The following is a 19,763-nucleotide window of genomic DNA, read 5'->3' as shown; positions in this document are numbered from 1 at the left end:
CCGATCCCTGATCCCACCCCTGACACGGAAGTTGCGAACATGAGCGAGTCCACCACGATCCGCTGGGAACAGGACGAGACCGGCGTCGTCACCCTGGTCCTCGACGACCCCAACCAGTCCGCCAACACGATGAACCAGGCCTTCAAGGACTCCATCGCCGCGATCGCGGAGCGCGCCGAGGCCGAGAAGGAGTCCATCCGCGGCATCATCTTCACCTCCGCCAAGAAGACCTTCTTCGCGGGCGGTGACCTCAAGGACATGATCCGGCTCCGCCCCGAGCACGCACAGCTGGCCTTCGACACCGGAACCGCCATCAAGGCCTCGCTGCGGCGCATCGAGACCCTCGGCAAGCCCGTCGTCGCCGCCATCAACGGCGCCGCCCTCGGCGGTGGTTACGAGATCTGCCTGGCCTCCCACCACCGGGTGGCCCTCGACGCGCCCGGCTCCAAGATCGGCCTGCCCGAGGTCACCCTCGGCCTGCTCCCGGCCGGTGGCGGCGTCACCCGGACCGTCCGCCTGATGGGCATCGCCGACGCGCTCCTCAAGGTGCTGCTGCAGGGGACCCAGTACAGCCCCCAGCGCGCCCTGGACAACGGCCTGGTGCACGAACTCGCCGCCACGCCCGAGGAGATGCTCGCCAAGGCGCACGCCTTCATCGATGCGAACCCGGAGTCGAAGCAGCCGTGGGACGTCCCCGGCTACAAGATCCCTGGCGGTACGCCGTCCAACCCGCGGTTCGCCGCCAACCTCCCGGCCTTCCCGGCCAACTTGAAGAAGCAGCTGAACGGAGCCCCGTACCCGGCTCCGCGCAACATCCTGGCCTGCGCCGTCGAAGGCGCCCAGGTGGACTTCGAGACCGCGCTGACCATCGAGGCCCGCTACTTCACCGAGCTGGTCACCGGGCAGATCGCCAAGAACATGATCCAGGCGTTCTTCTTCGACCTCCAGGCCGTCAACGCCGGCCGTAGCCGTCCGCAGGGCGTGGCGCCCCGCAAGGTCGCCAAGGTGGCCGTGCTCGGCGCCGGCATGATGGGCGCCGGCATCGCCTACTCCTGCGCCCGCGCGGGCATCGAGGTGGTGCTGAAGGACGTCACCCCCGAGGCCGCCGCCAAGGGCAAGGCGTACTCCGAGAAGCTGCTCGACAAGGCCCTGTCCCGGGGCCGCACCACCGAGGCCAAGCGCGCCGAGCTGCTCGCCCGGATCACCCCGACCGCCGATCCCGCCGACGTCGCGGGCTGCGACGCCGTCATCGAGGCCGTCTTCGAGGACACCGCCCTCAAGCACAAGGTGTTCCAGGAGATCCAGGAGTTCCTGACCCCCGACGCGCTGCTCTGCTCCAACACCTCCACGCTGCCCATCACGGGCCTCGCGGAAGGGGTTTCGCGGCCGGCCGACTTCATCGGACTGCACTTCTTCTCGCCCGTGGACAAGATGCCGCTGGTGGAGATCATCAAGGGCGAGCGCACCGGCGACGAGGCCATCGCCCGCGCCTTCGACCTCGTACGGCAGATCAACAAGACCCCGATCGTGGTCAACGACTCGCGCGGGTTCTTCACCTCGCGGGTCATCGGCCAGTTCATCAACGAGGGTGTCGCCATGGTCGGCGAGGGCATCGAGCCCGCCTCCATCGAACAGGCCGCGGCCCAGGCAGGGTACCCGGCCAAGGTGCTCTCCCTCATGGACGAGCTGACCCTCACGCTGCCCCGCAAGATCCGCAACGAGACCCGCAAGGCCTTCGAGGCCGAGGGCCGGGCCTGGCCGGAGCACCCGGCCGACACCGTCATCGACCGGATGGTCGACGAGTTCGGGCGCCCCGGGCGCAGCGGTGGCGGCGGGTTCTACGCGTACGACGAGGCGGGCAAGCGCGCCGGGATCTGGCCGGGACTGCGGGAGCACTTCACCAAGGAGGGGTACCAGATCCCCTTCGAGGACATGAAGGAGCGGATGCTCTTCTCCGAGGCGCTGGACACCGTCCGCTGCTTCGACGAGGGGGTCCTGACCTCGTACGCCGACGCCAACATCGGCTCCATCATGGGCATCGGCTTCCCGGCCTGGACCGGCGGCGTGATCCAGTACGTCAACGGCTACGAGGGCGGCCCGGCCGGGTTCGTCGCCCGTGCCCGCGAGCTGGCCGAGAAGTACGGCGAGCGATTCACCCCGCCCGCCTCCCTGGTGGAGAAGGCCGAGCGGGGGGAGACGTACGCCGACTGACGGCGACTGAGAGGCAGGATCAGGAGGCGGTGTGACCGGCGGTGCGCAGCTCTGCGAACGGGCCCCGGTACGCCGCCCCGTCCAGCGTGGTCCAGCCGGCGGTGAGCCGGCCGACGGCCCCCACGGCCCCGGGGGCGTCGGCCGGCTCGTCGGTCCCGGGCCGCAGGATGCGCGTCAGGCAGAGCGTCAGGTCGGGCGTCAGGCCGAGCTTCGTGCCGGGCGTCGTGCCGGATTCCGGGGCGCCCGGCAGGCGCACGTCCGTGCCCCGCGCGGTGTCGGTGACTTCCGGCCACCCCTGGAGGGCCGCCGGCAGCCCGGGTCCCTCGTACCACGCGGTGACCGAGGGATCGCTCACCCCGCTGTCGCACTGGTCCTGTGCCACGGCGCGGCCCTGGATCAGTGCGAGCAACTGGCCCACGAGCACCGGGTCGTGGGCGCCGTCGTAGATCCAGCGGGTGCCGAGCACCCCGTGCTCGGAGGTGCCCACCAGAGCGGCTCCGGCTCCGTCGAGCGCGGCGCCGCGGTAGGTCAGCGGCACGAGGTAGGAAGTTTCCCGGCCGCCCGAGTGGTCGGTGAGCACCATGAACTCGATGCCGACCTCACCTTCCGGGTCGTCGAGCCGGAACCCGCCCGAGCGGTCGAGCTCGGGGGCGTGGCCCGTGGACGCGTACCACGGCCGGGTCGGAAGCCAGGCAGTCAGAAGCTCCGTCTTACCGGGCTTCATGGTGGTCTTGTAGATCATCGCCATGGCCTGAACCTACCGGCTCCGAGACGAAGGCAGCCCGCAATTCCTCCTTCAGCGAGCGCTGGAACGCGGTCACCAGGGCCTGCACCACCATCGGCTGCATGTGCGCGGAGAGCGCCTTCATCGACTCCACCCGCTCCGGATCGCTCTCGCCCTCCGTGAACGGCCCCCACACCTCGTCCCGGAACAGAGCGGTCAGCTGGTGCGCCGCCGTCCGCGCGTGCCCGAGGAGCACCTCGCGCGCGACCAGGATCGTCTCGTGGGCGATCGGTACGTCGAGCAGCGCCACCCCGAGCCGCAGCAGCCCCACGTCCACCCGGAAGCCCTCCGGGGTCGGCGTCAGCACGTTCATGGCCGTCAGCCGCCGGATGTCGGTCTCCGTCAGCGTGCGCCCGGCCCGCTTCTCCAGTTCCGCGCGCGAGGAGTCCAGCGCTGCGTCCGGGGCCCAGGTCGCGACCAGCGCGCGGTGGATGGCCAGATCGTGCGCGCTCAGGTCGTCGGGCAGGGCGTCGAGGTAGCGCTCGATGGCGGAGAGGGTCATGCCCTGGTGCTGCAACTCCTCGATGAGCGCGAGGCGGGACAGGTGCTCCGGGCCGTACTGGCCCACCCGACGGGGTCCGATCACGGGAGGGGGCAAAAGCCCGCGGGTGCTGTAGAACCGTACGGTGCGGACGGTCACACCCGCCCTGGCCGCCAGTTCGTCGACGGTCAGCGACGCCGGCTCCGGTGCCTGGGTGGTCATGGGCTCTCCGCCTTGCTCTCTGATCAGCGCGTCGACTCGGTTCGTGTTCAACAGTATTGCTGTCGCACCAACGATGTGAAACGGCAAGGAGCTGCTCATGCCCACGAAACTGCGACTGCCCGCACCTCCCGACGAGCTCACCCTGCCCGCCCTGCTGGCGCGCAATGCCGCAGAGCACGGCGACCTGCCCGCCCTCTCGTGGCGCGAGGGCCCCGACGGCACGGCCTGGACCACCCTCAGCTGGTCGGACGTCCGCCGCAAGGTGGCCGTCCTCGCCGCCGGCTACGCCTCCCTGGGCGTCGAACGCGGCGAGCACGTCCTGCTGATGATGGGCAACCGGCCCGAGCACTGGCTCACCGACCTCGCCCTGGTCCACCTCGGCGCCGTCCCCGTCACCGTGTACGGGACCTCCGCGCCCGAGCAGATCGCCCACATAGCCCGCCACAGCCGGGCCCGGCTCGCCGTGGTCGAGGGCGCCCGGGAGCTGGCCCGGTGGGAGCCGCTGCTGAGCGACCCCGGCACCCCGCTGGAACGGCTCGTCGTGGCCGAGGCCCCCGAAGCCGGCCCGCACTCGACCTACGGGTCGGTGTACGCCGGCGGCGCCCGGCTGCACCGCTCCGAGGCCTTCGAGAAGGCCTGGCGGGAGTCCCGCTCCGAGGACCCGCTGACCGTCGTGTACACCTCGGGCACCACCGGCGACCCCAAGGGGGTGCGCCTGACCCACCGCAACATCGTGCTCCAGTCCGTCCGCCTCGACGGGCACATCGAGCTGCCCGAGCACGCCGAGCACCTCTGCTACCTGCCCTTCGCGCACATAGCCGAGCGGATCCTCGGCATCTACCTCCCGCTCCTGCGGGCCGCCCACGTCCGGCTGTGCGCCGATCCGGCCGCCGTATCGGTCGCGGTGCGCGAGCTGCACCCGGTGCAGTTCTTCGGGGTGCCCCGGGTGTGGGAGAAGCTGGCCGCCTCCGTACGGGCTGTGCTCGGGCGGCTGCCCGAGGAGCAGCGCAGCGCCATCGAAGCCGCCAACGACCTGGCGCGGGAACGGGCGGGCCACCGGGAGCGCGGCGAGGAGGTCCCGGCCGGGCTCGAAGCCTCGTACGCCGCGGCCAAGGAACGGGTGCTGGATCCGCTGCTGACGCTGGCCGGGCTGGACCGCCTGGTCTGGACGGCCAGCGCCACCGCGCCGATGCCGATCGACGTGGTCCGCTTCTGGGCGGGCTGGGGGATCACCATCATGGACGCGTGGGGGCTGACCGAGACCTCCGGCGTGTGCACCGTCAACAGCCCGGACGGCTTCCGGCTGGGCTCCGTGGGCCGCCCGATCCAGGGGCTGGAGCTGCGGATCGCCGAGGACGGGGAGATCTTCACGCGCGGGGAGACGGTCTTCGGCGGGTACCTCCTCCCGGACGGTTCGGTGGAGAGCGCCTCCGACGCGGAGGGCTGGTTCCCGACGGGGGACATCGGGCGGCTCGACGAGGCGGGGTTCCTCTGGCTGACCGACCGCAAGAAGGAACTGATCATCACCTCGAACGGGAAGAACGTCTCGCCCGCCCTCGTGGAGAACACCGTCAAGGAACACCCGCTGATCGGGCAGGCCCTGGTGCACGGCGACGGCCGCTCCTACCTGGTCGCCCTCCTCGTCCTGGACCCCGAACTCGGCCCGGCCTGGGCGCAGGCCCGCGGCATCGAGGCCGCCACGCCCGCGGAGCTCGCCGCGCACCCGGCCGTACGGGAGGAGATCGCCCGGGCCGTCGCAGCCGCCAACGCCCGGCTCAACCGCACCGAGCAGATCAAGCGCTACCGGCTGCTGACCGGGGAGTGGGGTCCGGAGTCGGGGGAGCTGACCCCGTCCCTGAAATTGCGCCGCCGGGTGGTCCGGGAGAAGTACGCGGAGCTGATCGAGGGGCTGTACACGGAGCCGTACGACGCTTCGTAGGAACATACGTCACACGAACGGCCCTGCCCGGTGAGCGGATGGACGCTCACCGGGCAAGGGTGAGGAAATGTGTATATGCCCTGAACTCGCCACGCCGCCCGGCAAGGGCGGCTGACCGCCCATGGGTGTGCTGCAAGACCACCCCGAACTCGCGCTGTTCCTCTGCCTCGCGGCCGGCTACCTCCTCGGCAAGGTCCGCGTCGGCCCGATCACCCTCGGCGGCATCTGCGGCACGCTGATCGTTTCGCTGCTGCTCGGCGCCTGGGCCAAGATCGAGATCGACGCCGACGTGAAGACGATCTTCTTCGCGCTCTTCATCTTCGCCCTCGGCTACATGGCCGGACCGCAGTTCTTCGCCAACCTCAACCGCAAGAGCATGCGCTTCTTCGCGCTCTGCTTCATCGAGCTGGTCAGCGTGCTCGGCCTCGCCTACCTGCTGGCCAAGGTCTTCGACCTCGACGTCGGCACCGCCTCCGGCATCCTTGCCGGCGCGGCCACCGAATCCGCCGTGGTCGGCACCGCCACCGAGGCGATCGGCAAGCTCCCCGACCTGACCGCGGACCAGATCTCCACGTACCAGGGCCACGTGGCCACCGCGTACACGGTCTGCTACCTCTTCGGCCTCGTCACCATCGTCATCTACACCAGCCAGATCATGCCGATGCTGCTCCGCATCAACCTCGCGGACGCCTCTCGCGCGCTGTGGGAGAAGATGCGCGGCTCGGGCGGCGGCCTGGAGAGCGACGAGCGCGAGGCGCTGCCCGGCCTGGTCGGGCGCACCCACCTGGTCACCCTCGCCGACGGACGCACCGTCGGGAACCTGGAGGCGGCCTTCGGCGGCGGGGTCACGGTGGAGGCCGTCCGGCGCGGCTCCAAGGACCTGACCCCCGCCCCGGACCTCGAACTCACCCTCTCCGACCTCGTCCTCGTCGTCGGCCGCCGCTCCGAGGCCATCGCGGCGGGCCGGGCCATCGGCCCGGAGACCCCCGGCATCCCGGGGGTGGACACCCCGCTGGCCACTCGCCAGGTCGCCATGACCGACCCCTCGGTCGCCGGCAAGTCCCTGGACGAGATCCGCGCCACCCACGCGGAGTTCGCCCGCAGCGGCGTGTACGTGACCGACGTACTGCGCGGCGAGCAGCACCTGCCCGCCAACCCGGACACCGTCGTCCAGCGCGGTGACGTCATCACCCTCGTGGGCGCCCGCTCGGGCCTGAACCGGATCGTGGAGAAGATCGGCACGGTGGCCAAGAACGACGCCACCGACTTCATCTACCTCGGTCTCGGCATCGCGGTCGGCTCGCTCATCGGCCAGCTCGTGGTCCGCCTCGGCGGGGTCCCGCTCTCGCTCGGCACCGGCGGCGGCTGCCTGATCTCGGGTCTGCTCTTCGGCTGGTTCCGCTCCCGCCGGCAGACCTTCGGCGCCTTCCCGCCGCAAGCCGCCACCACCATCAAGGACATGGGGCTCGCGGTCTTCATCGCCTGCACCGGTCTGACCTCGGGCCCGCAGGCCTGGCCGCTGCTCAAGGAGTACGGGGCCCTGCTGCCGTTCGCCGGGATCGCCATGGTCCTCGTACCGGCCACGATCTCGCTGTTCGTCGGGCGCAAGCTCCTGAAGATCGAGAAGCCGCTGCTGATCGGCGCCATCGCCGGACAGCAGTGCTCCACACCGGCCATCACCTCGGTCACGCAGGTGGCGCAGAGCTCGGTACCGATGCTCGGCTACACGATCACCTACGCGCTGTCCAACTTCCTGCTCCCACTCACCGGACCGATCCTCGTCGGGATCCTGGGCGCCTGACGGCGCCCCGCCACGCCTCCAACCCACCCCGGACGGCCCTCACATGATCGACTTTCTCAACAGGAACATCTTCCAGCCGCACCCCGAGCTCCTGGTCTTCATCACGGTCGCGCTCGGCTTCCTCGTCGGGAAGCTGCGCTGGAAGGCCATCGGGTTGGGCGCCGTCACCGGCTGCCTCGTCGCCGGACTCGTCCTCGGCGCCCAGTTCAAGGTCACCATCGACGGGACCGTGAAGAACCTCTTCTTCACGATGTTCCTCTTCGCCCTCGGCTACAAGGTCGGCCCGCAGTTCTTCCGCGGCCTGAAGAAGGACGGCCTCCCGCAGGTCCTCAACGCCGTCGTCGTCTGCGTCACCGGCCTGCTGGTTTCCTGGGGGTTCGCCTCGATGCTCGGCTACGGGCCGGGCCTGAGCGCCGGTCTGCTGGGCGGCGCGCTCACCCAGTCCGCCGTCATCGGCGTGGCCCAGGACGCCATCGGAAACCTGCCGGGCCTCTCGCCCGACCAGATCAAGGAGCAGGAGAACCTCGTCGCCGTCGGCTACGCGGTCACCTACCCCCTCGGCACCATCCTCTGCGCGATGCTCCTGGCCAACGTGCTGCCCCGGCTCTACCGGCGCAACCTGGCGGCCGAGAGCGCCCAGATCGCCAAGGAGATGGACGCTCCCAGCGACAACCCCGACCTGCACGAGGGGTACTACGAGATCGTCCTGCGGGCCTACACCATCCAGCGGCCCGATCTCGTCGGACGGACCATCGACGACTTCGAGAACCAGCAGAAGGCGCTGGGCCACCGCATTTACCTCACCCGGGTCCGCCGGGACGGGAAGATCATCGACCACACGCAGCAGACCACCCTGCTCGCGGGCGACGTCGTCGCCGTCAGCGCGCTGCGCGGCTCCCTGGTCGACTTCGACGCCCGCACCCACATCGGCCCCGAGGCCGACGACGTGGAACTCCTCGGCTACCAGACCGAGACGCTGCACGTGGTCGCCTCGGAGAAGGAGCAGCTCGGCAAGACCATCGCGGAACTGCGCGCCGAGCCGTTCATGGTCGGGGTCTACATCGACAAGCTCTACCGCTCCGGCACCGAGTTCCCCTACCGGCTCGCCACCCCGCTGGAGCGCGGCGACACCCTGGTCCTGTCCGGCCCGAAGCGGCTGGTCGACCCGGCCGGCAAGGCCATCGGCAAGCCGGTGCCCACCAGCTTCGCCACCGACATGATCTGGGTGGGCCTGGGCATCTTCCTCGGCGGCTGCCTGGGCATCCCGGCGCTCACCGCGGGCGGGGTCCCGATCTCGTTGTCCACCTCGGGCGGCGCGCTGATCATGGGCCTGGTCTTCGGCTGGATCCGGGGCAAGTACCCGACGTACGGCAACGTCCCGCCCGGCGCGCAGTGGTTCATGGACACCCTCGGCCTCTGCCTCTTCGTCGCGGTCGTCGGCATCAACGCCGGGCCCAGCTTCACCAGCGGGCTGGCCACCGCCGGCTGGGGGCTCCTGCTCTTCGGTGCCATCGCCACGCTGATCCCGCTCCTGGTCGGCTTCCTCGTCGGCCACCACGTGCAGAAGATCCGCTTCCCGATCCTGATGGGCGTCCTCGCGGGCGGCCAGACCACCACGGCGGCGATCGGCGCGGTCAACGAGCAGTCCAAATCGCAGGTGCCGACGCTCGGTTACACGATTCCCTACGCCATCAGCAACGTGCTGCTGACCATCTGGGGCGCCGTCATCGTCATCCTCAACCACTGAACTACAGCCCTGAGCCACCCCTCGACGCAAAGCCCCCTCTAGCCAAAGGAAGCCACCGTGCCGCAGACCACCTTCAGTCGCGAGGAGATCCAGTCCTTCGCCCAGCTCAGCCCGTTCGAGCTGAAGGACAAGTTCATCCAGCTCGCCACGGCCGCCCAGGCCGACAAGCCGGGCCAGAAGGACACCACCGCCCGCGCCATGCTCAACGCGGGCCGTGGCAACCCGAACTGGATCGCCACCGGGCCGCGCGAGGCCTTCTACGCACTGGGCTACTTCGCGCTGGACGAGTCCCGCCGGGTGTGGACCGCCGACAACCTCGGCGGGATGCCGGAGAAGAAGGGCATCGGGGAGCGGTTCGATTCCTGGGCGCGGCGCCACCCTGACCTGCCGGGCGTGGAGATGCTGTCCGCCTGCGTCCAGTACGCCCTGTCGCGCTGGCCGTTCGACAAGGACGCCTTCGTGCACGAGCTGACCGACTCCATCACGGGCGACAACTATCCGGTCCCGGACCGGATGCTGACCCACGCGGAGCACATCGTGCGCGGCTACGTCGCCGACGAGATGTTCGCCAAGAAGCCGCCGGAGGGCAACAAGCTGTCGCTGTTCGCGACCGAGGGCGGCACCGCCGCCATGTGCTACATCTTCGACTCGCTGATGAAGAACGGGGTCCTGAAGAAGGGCGACAAGATCGCCCTGATGACCCCGGTGTTCACCCCGTACATCGAGATCCCCGAGCTCGACACCTTCGAGTTCGAGGTGGTCAACGTCTCCGCGAGCCTCTTCGCCGAGACCGGCGTGCGCCAGTGGCGCTACCCGGAGGAGGAGGTCGCCAAGCTGGCCGACCCCTCCGTGAAGCTCGTCTGCCTGGTCAACCCGTCCAACCCGCCCTCGCTCGCGCTGAGCGAGCGGGTGGCGAACCAGATCAAGGACATCGTCGCCACCAGCAACCCCAACCTGCTGATCGTGACGGACGACGTGTACGGCACCTTCGTGCCCGGCTTCCGCTCGATCGCCGCCGACCTGCCCCGCAACACCCTGCTCGTGTACTCGTACTCCAAGCACTACGGCTGCACCGGCTGGCGGCTCGGCGTCATCGGGCTGCACGACGACAACGTCATCGACGAGATGGTCGCGGGCTTCCCCCAGGACCAGAAGGACCGGCTGGCCAAGCGCTACGGCACCCTCAGCCTGGAGCCGGAGAAGATCCGCTTCATCGACCGGCTCGTCGCGGACTCCCGTTCGGTGGCCCTCAACCACACGGCCGGCCTCTCGCTGCCGCAGCAGACGATGATGGTGCTCTTCTCGCTCTTCGACATGCTGGACGAGGGCCAGGCGTACAAGGAGCGCATCCGGCAGATCGTCCACCGCAGGCTCGACCTGCTGCTGGAGGGCGCCCAGATGAAGATCTCCGAGGACGACAAGCGGGCCGGGTACTACATCGAGCTCGACCTGTTGGCCGAGGCGGAACGCGTCCACGGCAAGGACTTCGCGGACTTCCTGGAGAAGAACTACGAGCCCGTCGACCCGCTGTTCCGGCTCGCCGAGCAGACCTCGGTGGTCCTCCTCAACGGCGGCGGCTTCGACGGCCCCCAGTGGTCGGTGCGCGTCTCGCTGGCCAACCTCGACGACCTGGACTACCTGAAGATCGGCCACCACCTGCGGGCGATCTTCAACGACTACGCGAGCGAGTGGGAGCGGTCGAAGGCCAACGGCTGACGTCTGGCGGCTGACATCTGACGTCTGACGTCTGACGGCTGGCGTCTACGGCCGGAGGAAAGGGGGTGCCCGCCGGATCGCGGCGGGCACCCCCTTTCGGTGTGGCGGATCAGCGGTGGGTCAGCGACCGATCAGCGGGTAGTGGTCGGAGAGGTTGGTGTACGTGTAGGAGGTGCCCCAGCTGGAGACCGTCCAGGGCGCCGACTGCTCCAGGACGACGTTGTTCTCCCAGTTCGCCGGGCGGGCGTTGCCCTTGCGGTAGAGCACGTAGTCCAGGTCCTCGCGCGGGTCGGTCGGGTAGCGGTACTTCGCTATCGAGTTCAGCGCGGTGTCGAAGGAGTACGTGTGCCCCGTGCGGGTGTCGGAGTCCGCCAGGTCGGCGTTGGCCAGCATGGTGGCGAGCTCCGGGGTGCGCGAGTCGACGTTCATGTCGCCCGCCACGATGACCTGCTCGCTCGCCGGGATGTTCTTGCCGTCCAGGAACGCGTCGATGTTCCGGAACTGGCGGGCGCGCATCTCCGCCGCCTCGCCCGCGCCGCAGCCGGGGTCGGTGGACTGGGCGTGCGTGCCGACCACGTGGACCTTGGTGCCGTTCACGTTCAGCACGACATAGGCGAAGCCCTTGTTGGACCACCAGTCGGCGCCGCAGGCGTCCTTGTAGACCACCTGCTCCTTGCGCACGATCGGCCACTTGCTGAGGATCGCGACGCCGCCGTCCTCCGGGGTGGTGGAGGAGTAGGCGCCGCCCGTGGCGTCCCAGCCGCTCTTGCTCCGGCCCACGATCGGGGTCTGGTACGGGTACTGCGCCGCCGAGTTGGCCTTCAGCGCGTCGGAGGCCGCGTTGTCGAAGGCCTCCTGGACCACGACCACGTCGTGGCCCTGGTACCAGGAGGCCTTGGGGATCTCGGCCGCCCGGTGGTCCTGGCCCCAGTTGGGGTACAGGCTCTTGCTCATCAGGAACGCGTTGTACGACAGGACGCTGAGGCGCGGCGTGGCGGCGCTCTCCGCGGCGGTGGCGGCCGGAGCCGTGGTCGCCACGAGCGATCCGACGGCGATCGCGGCGACGGCCGCGGCAGCGGTACGGGCCCTGCGGGGCTGGATCTGGGGCATGGAGGTTCCCTCGTTCCTGTGGGGGAAGATCGGCTCCGCCATCCAAGCAGCCAGGGTTACTTCGCGGTAACACCTGTGACACGGGTTTCTGGACGCAGTGCTACTTCTTCGGTGTTTCCGCAGCCGGACCTCGGCCGGGCCGGCGGTCTTCGTCCTGCGCAGAGGTCCAGGTGAAGCCGTCGATACCGCCCGGTCCGGAGGGACAGGTTCATGGCCGCGGGATGCACCATCCACAGGGCCGGGCGGAAGCCTCGGGACCCCCTGCATACTGGGAGAACGGCTGGTCGACACCCTGGGGGCACAAGGATGGGCACGAAGCGAAGCGATCCCGAGCCCCCGCCGCCCGGCGGAGTGCTCTGGACCATCGCCGGAGACGTCCGCGCGCTGCTCATGCTGCCCGCCGCCTTCACCATGCAGGTCGCCCACCCCGCCATCGGCGCCGGGGTCGACGAGCACTCCGTCTTCCGCACCGACCCCTGGGGCCGCGGCGAGCGCTCCCTGCGCTCCGTCCAGCTGTGGGTGTACGGCGGAGCCGACGCCGCGGCCGAAGGGCGCCGGGTGCGCCGCCTGCACAAGGAGATCCAGGGCACCGACACCCGGGGGCGCCGCTACCACTCCCTCGACCCGGCCTGCTACGCCTGGGTGCACGCCACCGGCTTCCCGGTCTACCTCTACGCCGGGCGCTACCTGCTGCGCCCCTTCACCCCGGCCCAGGAACGGCAGCTCTACCGCGAGTGGCTCCAGGTCGGCCGCATCCTCGGTCTGCACGACCGGGACATGCCGCAGACCATCGAGGAGTACTGGCCGTACTACCACCGGATGCTGGCCGAGGAGATCGAGCCCACCAAGGTCGCCCGCGAACTCCTCGCCACCGACGCGCCCTTGCCCCGCCCCACCGGAGGCCCGCTGCCGGTCCGGATCCTGCTGCGCCTGACCTGGCCCGTCCTGCGGGCCGCCTTCCTGCACTTCCGGGCCTTCGTCACCGCCGGCTACATGCCGCCCGAGGCGCGCGCCGCCATCGGCCTGGAGTGGACCCCGGCCCAGGAACGCCGCCTGCGCCGGTTCAGCACGGCCCTGCGCCTGCTCGTACCCCTCCTGCCGGAGCGCCTGCGCTACCTCCCGATCGCCCGCGCGGCCCGGGCGCGCGTACGCGCCGCCGCCCGCTGAGGGGCGACGGCGCGCAGCTTCGTACCGTGGTGGGTCAGTGGTCGTCGTGCACGGTGTTCGTCGCGGCGATCTTCTTCCAGGACTTCGGCTCCGCCGCCGGCTTGGCGGCCGGGGACCGCAGGGTGCGGGTGCCCGGAGTCGCGGCCGGCAGCTTCTTCGTCGTGTTCAGCGCCGAGGCGTCCGGCTTGCCCGGGGTGTACAGCCAGGTCTCGAAGAGCTGCGCGAGCGGCTGGTTCGAGACCTTCTCCGCGTAGCGGACGAAGTCGCCGACCTTGGCGTTGCCGTAGGCCCGCTCGGTCGGCCAGCCCTTCAGGATCTGGAAGAACTTCTCGTCGCCGATCTTGTTGCGCAGCGCCTGGAGGGCGATCGCGCCGCGGTCGTAGACGGCTCCGTGGAACTGGTTCTCCGGACCCGGGTCACCAGGCTTGACCTGCCAGAACGGGTCCTCGGCCGGCCGCAGCCCGTACGCCCAGTCGGCGAGCTCCTGCGCGGTGCCCTCGCCCTCCTTCTCCGACCACAGCCACTGGCTGTAGCGGGCGAAGCCCTCGTTGACCCAGATGTCCTTCCAGCCGTCGACGGACACGCTGTCCCCGTACCACTGGTGGGCCAGCTCGTGCACGACCACGGACACGTTCGCACCGTTGGCGAACTGTCGGGGGCTGTAGAACGGCCGGGTCTGCGTCTCCAGAGCGAATCCGCTGGGCACGTTCGGCACGTACCCGCCGAGCGCGTTGAAGGGGTACGGCCCGAAGACCCCCTCCAGCCACTCGGCGACCTCGCCGGTCCGCTCCACGCTGGCGCGCGCCGCGCCCGCGTTGTCGCCGAGGTCCTGGCTGTAGGCGTTCAGGATCGGCAGCCCGCTCGCCGTCTTGTCCGTGGTGATGTCGAACTTGCCGATGGCCAGGGTGGCGAGGTACGTGGCCTGCGGCTTGTTCGAGCGCCAGTTGTACCGGGTCCAGCCCAGGCGCGAACTCTGCGACTGCAGGACGCCGTTGCTGATGGCCTGGGTGCCGTCGGGCACGTTCACCGACACGTCGAAGGTGGCCTTGTCGAGCGGGTGGTCGTTGCTCGGGAACCACCAGACCGCCGAATCGGGTTCCTGCGCTGCGACGCCGCCGTCCGGGGTGCGCTGCCAGGCCGACCAGCCGTCGACCTTGAACTCCGACGGCTTGCCCGCGTACTTGACGACCACGCTCGACTGCCGGCCCCGCTGTAGCGGGGAGGCCGGGGTGACCTCGAGCTCCGAGGTGCCCGACTTGGCGAACTTCGCCTTGACCCCGTTGACCCGGATCTCGCTGACGTCCAGACCGAAGTCGAGGTTGAAGCGGGACAGGTCCTGCTTGGCCGTGGTGAGCAGGGTGGCGGTGCCCTCCAGCAGGTCGGTCTTCGGCTGGTACTGGAGGCGCAGGTCGTAATGGGACACCTCGTACCCGCCGTTGCCGCTGGCCGGGTAGTAGGGATCGCCGATACCCGGTGCGCCCGGAACGGAACTCGCCGCCGACGCCGGGATCACCAGCAGAAGGGAGGCGGCGAGCACGCTCGGAGCGATGACTTTGCGGTGCACCTTGAACTCCAAATGGGTAGGGGAGTGGCTTCCGTTCGACCGTATTCACCCCCGGGACCCCACGTCATGTCCATGGCCCCTCCTGTCACACGATCGCCATGCGTCTGAAAAACGCCCGTGCGGAACACGTCCGGTCCGGACGCCGGCGACACCCCGCACCGCCCCCGGCCTGCGCGGATCGATGTCCGGATCTGCGGCTCGGCCGTCATTGCCCGCGCGTGCGCGGCCTCCTAGCGTTGACGTCGTGGCCCCGCGTCGGCCGCACCCCACCCCACCCTCGTGAGAAGGCACCCCCATGACCACCACCACCCTGCGTCAGCTCAACGGCTTCGACGAGACCCCCGCGACCTTGGAGAACGCGGTCCTGGTCCTGGTCGACTACCAGAACACCTACACCGGCGGCGTCATGGAACTCGACGGCTGGGAACCCGCGCTCGCCTCCGCCTCCCGGCTCCTCGCCCGGGCCCGCGAGGCCGGCGCCCCCGTCGTCCACATCCGCGACGGCGGCTACGGCGTCGACACCGAGCCGGGCATCCTCCACGCCTCCGTGGCCCCCCGGGCCGGCGAGGCTGTCGTCACCAAGTCCGTCCCGAACGGGTTCCACCGGACCGATCTCCACGAGATCATCGAAGCCACCGGCCGGAAGAACCTGATCATCGCCGGGTTCATGACCAACATGTGCACCCTGTTCACCACCGAGGGCGCCTTCCTGCACGGCTACGCTCCCACGGTCGTCGCCGACGCCTCGGCGACGCGCGCGCTGGAAAGCCCGGCGGGCGCCCTGACGGCGCAGCAGATCCACCAGGGGGCCCTGGCCACGATCACCGAGCTCTACGGCGTCGTCGTCGCCACGGGAGCCGAACTGAAGTAGCACCGGACCGCCCCTCTCCGACAAGGCCTTGCCGGAGAGGGGGCTTCCGCGCCTCGGGCCGGGTAGCCTTCCGGCCCCTGCCACCGAGGAACGGATCCACACCGTGCGGAACAGAGCTGAGGTCATACCGACCGTCGTCGCCGTCCTGGCCGGCCTGGGCGTGGTGACCGGCGGGATCATCTGGGCATCGAGGGCGGCCTATTCCCTAGACGGCGGGTTCGAGAGCGAGGACCAAGACCTCTCCGTCCTGTTCGTCGACCTGCCGCTGATCCTCATCGGCGGCCTGCTGATCCCGGCGGCCGCGTACGCGGTGGCCCGGCATCGCCGCGGCGTTGGCATCGTCCTCGCCCTGGTGGCGACCGGTCTGGCGGCGTGGGGGCTGATGAGCTGGTGGACGCCCCAGCAGGGGCCCGACGGCTACTACGAGCCCGGCATGTAGCGGAAGGTCCCTCTCCGTCACCGGTTCACCAGAGGTGCGGCGGCCCGCTCTTCTCTCCATACCAAGCAGTCGTTAGCCTGCCCGCATGACTCTTCCGGAGCGCGCCGCCCGTAGCTGTTGGCACGGGGCGATCAACCCGCTGCACTCGACCATCTACTTCTCGCCCGACCTCGGCAAGGAGTTCGCTGCCCTCGGGATCACCGACCGAAACGCCGTCAACCTCGCCTCCCGCTCCGCGGCCATGGGTGCGGTCGGCGCGGGCACGGTGACGGCCACCTTCTACAACTACCGCCACGACCTCGTCGCCCGGCACCTGCCCGCCGTCTGGGACACCGCCACCCCCGCGCAGGTCCTCGCCGCCCGCCTGCGGGCCGTGGACACCACGCTGCGCCGGCTCCTCGGCGACGAGACGATCGCCTCCCCGGAGGTCGCCGAGGCCGCCGGGCTGGCGATGCGCGCGGCCGAAGCCTGCACGCGGCACGCCCGTACGCTCTACTCGGCCCACGCGGACCTCCCCGTACCCGAGGAACCGCACCTCAAGCTGTGGCACGCCACCACCCTGCTGCGCGAGCACCGCGGCGACGGACACCTGGTCGCCCTGCTCACCGTCGGCCTGGACCCGGTCGAGGCCCTGATCAGCCACACGGCCAGCGGCCACGGCATGACCCCGAAGTACCTCAAGTACATCCGCGGCTGGGAGCAGTCCGACCTGGACGCGGCCGCAGGCCGACTGCGCGAGCGCGGACTGCTCGACTCCGATGGCGAGCTCACGCCCGAGGGCGCGGCGCTGCGCGAAGCGCTGGAGGCGGAGACGGACCGCCTGGACGAGGCTCCGTACGAGCACCTCGGCGCCGCCGGAGTCGCCCGGCTCGCGGAGATCGGCGGTGGTTTCACCGTGCAGGCCTTCGTCGCCGGAGCCTTCCCCGGGGACCTCATGGGCAAGGCCTGAGACCGGACCGGGCCCGGCTCCCGACGTCCGCCGCCGCCACCTGCCACAATTGGCAGCCTTCCGACGCAGCACGCAGCACGCAGCACGCAGCACGCAGCACGCACCAGCATCACGCATACGTACGAAGGCAGGCGGGACCGCACAGTGACGATGTCCATCGAAGGCAGGATCGCCGAGGAGCTCGGCGTACGGGAGCGGCAGGTCAAGTCCGCCGTCGAGCTGCTCGACGGCGGCTCGACCGTGCCGTTCATCGCGCGCTACCGCAAGGAAGCGACCGAGATGCTCGACGACGCCCAGCTGCGCACCCTGGAGGAGCGCCTGCGCTACCTGCGCGAGCTGGAGGACCGGCGCGCGGCGATCCTCGACTCCGTACGGGAGCAGGGCAAGCTCGACGCCGAGCTGGAGGCCCGCATCAACGCGGCCGACACCAAGGCACGGCTGGAGGACATCTACCTCCCCTTCAAGACCAAGCGCCGCACCAAGGCCCAGATCGCCCGCGAGGCCGGCCTCGCGCCGCTCGCCGAGGGGCTGCTGGCCGATCCCTCGCAGGAACCGGCCGCGGCGGCCGCCGCGTTCGTGGACGCCGACAAGGGCGTGGCCGACGCGGCCGCCGCCCTGGAGGGCGCCCGCTCCATCCTCACCGAGAAGTTCGGCGAGGACGCCGACCTCATCGGCGAACTGCGCGAGCGCATGTGGGGCCGCGGCCGGCTCGCCGCGAAGGTCCGCGAGGGCAAGGAGGAGGCGGGCGCCAAGTTCGCCGACTACTTCGACTTCACCGAGCCGTTCACCGCCCTCCCCTCGCACCGCGTGCTCGCCATGCTCCGCGGGGAGAAGGAGGACGTGCTCGACCTCACCTTGGAGCCGGAGGAACCGAGCGAGACCCCCGGGCCCTCCACCTACGAGGGCATGGTCGCGCGCCGCTTCGGCATCAACGACCGCGGCCGCCCCGGCGACAAGTGGCTCGCCGACACCGTCCGCTGGGCCTGGCGGACCAAGATCCAGGTGCACCTCGGCATCGACCTGCGCTCCCGGCTGCGCGCGGCCGCCGAGGACGAGGCCGTACGGGTCTTCGCTTCCAACCTGCGCGACCTGCTGCTCGCCGCACCCGCCGGCACCCGCGCCACGCTCGGGCTGGACCCGGGCTTCCGCACCGGTGTGAAGGTGGCCGTGGTGGACGCCACCGGCAAGGTGGTCGCCACCGAGGTGATCTACCCGCACGTGCCCGCCAACAAGTGGGACGACGCGCTCGCCAAGCTGGCCCGCCTGGCCAAGGAGCACGCGGTCGAGCTCGTCGCCATCGGCAACGGCACCGCCTCCCGGGAGACCGACAAGCTCGCCGCGGACCTCATCACCCGCAACCCCGAGCTGAAGCTCACCAAGGTGATGGTCTCGGAGGCCGGCGCCTCCGTGTACTCGGCTTCCGCCTTCGCCTCGCAGGAACTCCCCGATATGGACGTGTCGTTGCGCGGTGCGGTCTCCATCGCCCGGCGCCTGCAGGACCCGCTCGCCGAACTGGTGAAGATCGACCCGAAGTCGATCGGCGTCGGCCAGTACCAGCACGACCTGTCCGAGGTGAAGCTCTCACGTTCGCTCGACGCCGTGGTCGAGGACTGTGTGAACGGTGTCGGCGTCGACGTCAACACGGCCTCCGCGCCGCTGCTTTCGCGCGTGTCGGGCATCAGCGGCGGACTCGCCGAGAACATCGTGGCGCACCGCGACGCCAACGGCCCCTTCCGCAACCGCAAGGGGCTCAAGGACGTGGCCCGGCTGGGCCCGAAGGCGTACGAGCAGTGCGCGGGCTTCCTGCGGATCCGCGACGGGGACGACCCGCTGGACTCCTCCAGCGTGCACCCCGAGGCCTACCCGGTGGTCCGCACCATGGGCAAGACGGCGGGCAGCGAGGTGGCGGCCCTGATCGGCAACAGCGGCGTGCTGCGCTCGCTGCGGCCGGAGCAGTTCGTCACCGAGGCCTTCGGCCTGCCGACGGTCACGGACATCCTGCGCGAGCTGGAGAAGCCGGGCCGGGACCCGCGGCCCGCGTTCAAGACGGCGACCTTCAAGGAGGGCGTCGAGAAGATCGGCGACCTGGCCCCCGGGATGATCCTGGAGGGCGTGGTCACCAATGTGGCCGCCTTCGGCGCCTTCATCGACATCGGCGTCCACCAGGACGGGCTGGCGCACGTCTCGGCGCTGTCGAAGAACTTCGTCAAGGACCCGCGCGACGTGGTGAAGCCGGGCGACATCGTCCGGGTCAAGGTCATGGACGTGGACATCCCGCGCAAGCGGATCTCGCTGACGCTGCGGCTGGAGGACGAGGCGGAGCGCGGCGGCGGCGCCGACGGCGGCGCCCCGAGGCAGCGCGAGGAGCGGGGCGAGCGGCGCGGCGGCGGCCGGCCCCCGCAGCAGCGCGGCCCGGGCGGCCAGGCCGGTCAGGGAGGCCAGGGCGGCAGCGAGCGCGGCCAGGGCGGCTCCCGGGACGGCGGCAAGGGCCGCCGCCAAGGCGGTCAGGGCGGCCAAGGCGGTCAAGGAGGCGGCGGCCAGCGCCAGGGCGGCGGCGCTCCGGCCCCCGCCAACAGCGCGATGGCCGACGCCCTGCGCCGCGCGGGGCTCAGCGGCCCCGACGAGCGGGGTGGCCGCAAGCGCTAGCCGTTCGTGACAGTGCGTGCCGGATTGGCTGAATAGGCACCCGACATGGGGACATACCTTGCCAACTCAGCCGGATGATCTGTAGGCATGACGGAACGCCCGTTCGTCTTTCGGCG

The 19,763-nt window shown here is 70.5% G+C and carries 14 protein-coding genes; 10 read left to right on the top strand and 4 right to left on the bottom strand.

The features are described 5' to 3' along the window. Window positions 1-39: 39 nt before the first annotated feature. Complete coding sequence (locus ACFVX6_RS01420) at window positions 40-2,211, top strand: 3-hydroxyacyl-CoA dehydrogenase NAD-binding domain-containing protein (RefSeq protein ID WP_389686764.1); 2,172 nt, start codon at window positions 40-42, stop codon at window positions 2,209-2,211. A 19-nt stretch (window positions 2,212-2,230) separates the two neighbouring features. Here the strand turns inward: ACFVX6_RS01420 and ACFVX6_RS01415 are convergent, their stop codons facing one another. Both ACFVX6_RS01415 and ACFVX6_RS01410 read right to left on the bottom strand, forming a co-directional pair. Beyond that, entirely contained in the window at window positions 2,231-2,959 is a 729-nt protein-coding gene (locus tag ACFVX6_RS01415) for a 1,4-alpha-glucan branching protein (protein WP_389686762.1), read from the bottom strand. Then, window positions 2,922-3,698: a MerR family transcriptional regulator gene (locus tag ACFVX6_RS01410; protein ID WP_389686760.1), complete on the bottom strand. Its 777-nt coding sequence runs from the start codon at window positions 3,696-3,698 to the stop codon at window positions 2,922-2,924. Before ACFVX6_RS01410 ends, ACFVX6_RS01415 begins: the two co-directional genes overlap by 38 nt. A 97-nt stretch (window positions 3,699-3,795) precedes the next feature. On the opposite strand from ACFVX6_RS01410, the gene ACFVX6_RS01405 reads away from it, so the two are divergent. The 4 genes from ACFVX6_RS01405 (at window position 3,796) to ACFVX6_RS01390 (ending at window position 10,901) form a co-directional block, all read left to right on the top strand. Next, window positions 3,796-5,637 carry an AMP-dependent synthetase/ligase gene (locus ACFVX6_RS01405; RefSeq protein ID WP_389686758.1) on the top strand — a complete coding sequence of 614 codons (1,842 nt, stop codon included), beginning with the start codon at window positions 3,796-3,798 and terminating at the stop codon, window positions 5,635-5,637. A gap of 121 nt (window positions 5,638-5,758) precedes the next feature. Further along, the gene (gene aspT / locus ACFVX6_RS01400; RefSeq protein ID WP_389686756.1) at window positions 5,759-7,438 is read left to right on the top strand and encodes an aspartate-alanine antiporter; all 1,680 of its coding nucleotides are present in this window, start codon (window positions 5,759-5,761) and stop codon (window positions 7,436-7,438) included. A 43-nt stretch (window positions 7,439-7,481) separates the two neighbouring features. Continuing rightward, window positions 7,482-9,185: an aspartate-alanine antiporter gene (gene aspT, locus ACFVX6_RS01395; RefSeq protein WP_389686754.1), complete on the top strand. Its 1,704-nt coding sequence runs from the start codon at window positions 7,482-7,484 to the stop codon at window positions 9,183-9,185. Between the two features lie 57 nt (window positions 9,186-9,242). Beyond that, window positions 9,243-10,901, top strand: coding sequence for a bifunctional aspartate transaminase/aspartate 4-decarboxylase (locus ACFVX6_RS01390; RefSeq protein WP_389686752.1), 1,659 nt, complete (start codon window positions 9,243-9,245; stop codon window positions 10,899-10,901). Window positions 10,902-11,021: 120 nt separating this feature from the next. Here the strand turns inward: ACFVX6_RS01390 and sph are convergent, their stop codons facing one another. Further along, window positions 11,022-12,011, bottom strand: a complete 990-nt coding sequence (sph, locus tag ACFVX6_RS01385; RefSeq protein WP_389686750.1) for a sphingomyelin phosphodiesterase — start codon at window positions 12,009-12,011, stop codon at window positions 11,022-11,024. Between the two features lie 306 nt (window positions 12,012-12,317). On the opposite strand from sph, the gene ACFVX6_RS01380 reads away from it, so the two are divergent. Continuing rightward, on the top strand, window positions 12,318-13,178 hold the full coding sequence (locus tag ACFVX6_RS01380; protein ID WP_389686748.1) for an oxygenase MpaB family protein: 861 nt from the start codon (window positions 12,318-12,320) through the stop codon (window positions 13,176-13,178). Window positions 13,179-13,212: 34 nt separating this feature from the next. Here the strand turns inward: ACFVX6_RS01380 and ACFVX6_RS01375 are convergent, their stop codons facing one another. Next, window positions 13,213-14,742 (bottom strand): M1 family metallopeptidase, encoded by a 1,530-nt coding sequence (locus tag ACFVX6_RS01375; protein ID WP_389686746.1) that lies wholly within the window; start codon window positions 14,740-14,742, stop codon window positions 13,213-13,215. A 295-nt stretch (window positions 14,743-15,037) separates the two neighbouring features. Here ACFVX6_RS01375 and ACFVX6_RS01370 point away from each other — a divergent pair, with 295 nt between their 5' ends. The 4 genes from ACFVX6_RS01370 (at window position 15,038) to ACFVX6_RS01355 (ending at window position 19,647) form a co-directional block, all read left to right on the top strand. Further along, on the top strand, window positions 15,038-15,613 hold the full coding sequence (locus ACFVX6_RS01370; RefSeq protein ID WP_389686744.1) for a cysteine hydrolase family protein: 576 nt from the start codon (window positions 15,038-15,040) through the stop codon (window positions 15,611-15,613). Between the two features lie 103 nt (window positions 15,614-15,716). Next, entirely contained in the window at window positions 15,717-16,052 is a 336-nt protein-coding gene (locus tag ACFVX6_RS01365) for a hypothetical protein (protein ID WP_389686742.1), read from the top strand. A gap of 85 nt (window positions 16,053-16,137) precedes the next feature. Further along, window positions 16,138-17,001: a hypothetical protein gene (locus ACFVX6_RS01360; protein WP_389686740.1), complete on the top strand. Its 864-nt coding sequence runs from the start codon at window positions 16,138-16,140 to the stop codon at window positions 16,999-17,001. 144 nt (window positions 17,002-17,145) lie between these two features. Then, on the top strand, window positions 17,146-19,647 hold the full coding sequence (locus ACFVX6_RS01355; protein WP_389686738.1) for a Tex family protein: 2,502 nt from the start codon (window positions 17,146-17,148) through the stop codon (window positions 19,645-19,647). Window positions 19,648-19,763: the final 116 nt, after the last annotated feature.

The organism is Streptomyces sp. NPDC058289 (assembly GCF_042880975.1).
Lineage (GTDB): Bacteria > Actinomycetota > Actinomycetes > Streptomycetales > Streptomycetaceae > Streptomyces > Streptomyces stoeckheimensis.
Note: the sequence above shows the minus strand (reverse complement) of the source record. Positions and strands in the feature narration are given on the sequence as shown.

Excerpts from the sequence above, each read along its gene's own strand:
- ACFVX6_RS01420 (WP_389686764.1), top strand. The coding sequence starts at position 40 with ATGAGCGAGTCCACCACGATCCGCTGGGAACAGGACGAGACCGGCGTC.
- ACFVX6_RS01415 (WP_389686762.1), bottom strand. The coding sequence starts at position 2,959 with ATGGCGATGATCTACAAGACCACCATGAAGCCCGGTAAGACGGAGCTT.
- ACFVX6_RS01410 (WP_389686760.1), bottom strand. The coding sequence starts at position 3,698 with ATGACCACCCAGGCACCGGAGCCGGCGTCGCTGACCGTCGACGAACTG.
- ACFVX6_RS01405 (WP_389686758.1), top strand. The coding sequence starts at position 3,796 with ATGCCCACGAAACTGCGACTGCCCGCACCTCCCGACGAGCTCACCCTG.
- aspT (WP_389686756.1), top strand. The coding sequence starts at position 5,759 with ATGGGTGTGCTGCAAGACCACCCCGAACTCGCGCTGTTCCTCTGCCTC.
- aspT (WP_389686754.1), top strand. The coding sequence starts at position 7,482 with ATGATCGACTTTCTCAACAGGAACATCTTCCAGCCGCACCCCGAGCTC.
- sph (WP_389686750.1), bottom strand. The coding sequence starts at position 12,011 with ATGCCCCAGATCCAGCCCCGCAGGGCCCGTACCGCTGCCGCGGCCGTC.
- ACFVX6_RS01380 (WP_389686748.1), top strand. The coding sequence starts at position 12,318 with ATGGGCACGAAGCGAAGCGATCCCGAGCCCCCGCCGCCCGGCGGAGTG.
- ACFVX6_RS01370 (WP_389686744.1), top strand. The coding sequence starts at position 15,038 with ATGACCACCACCACCCTGCGTCAGCTCAACGGCTTCGACGAGACCCCC.
- ACFVX6_RS01360 (WP_389686740.1), top strand. The coding sequence starts at position 16,138 with ATGACTCTTCCGGAGCGCGCCGCCCGTAGCTGTTGGCACGGGGCGATC.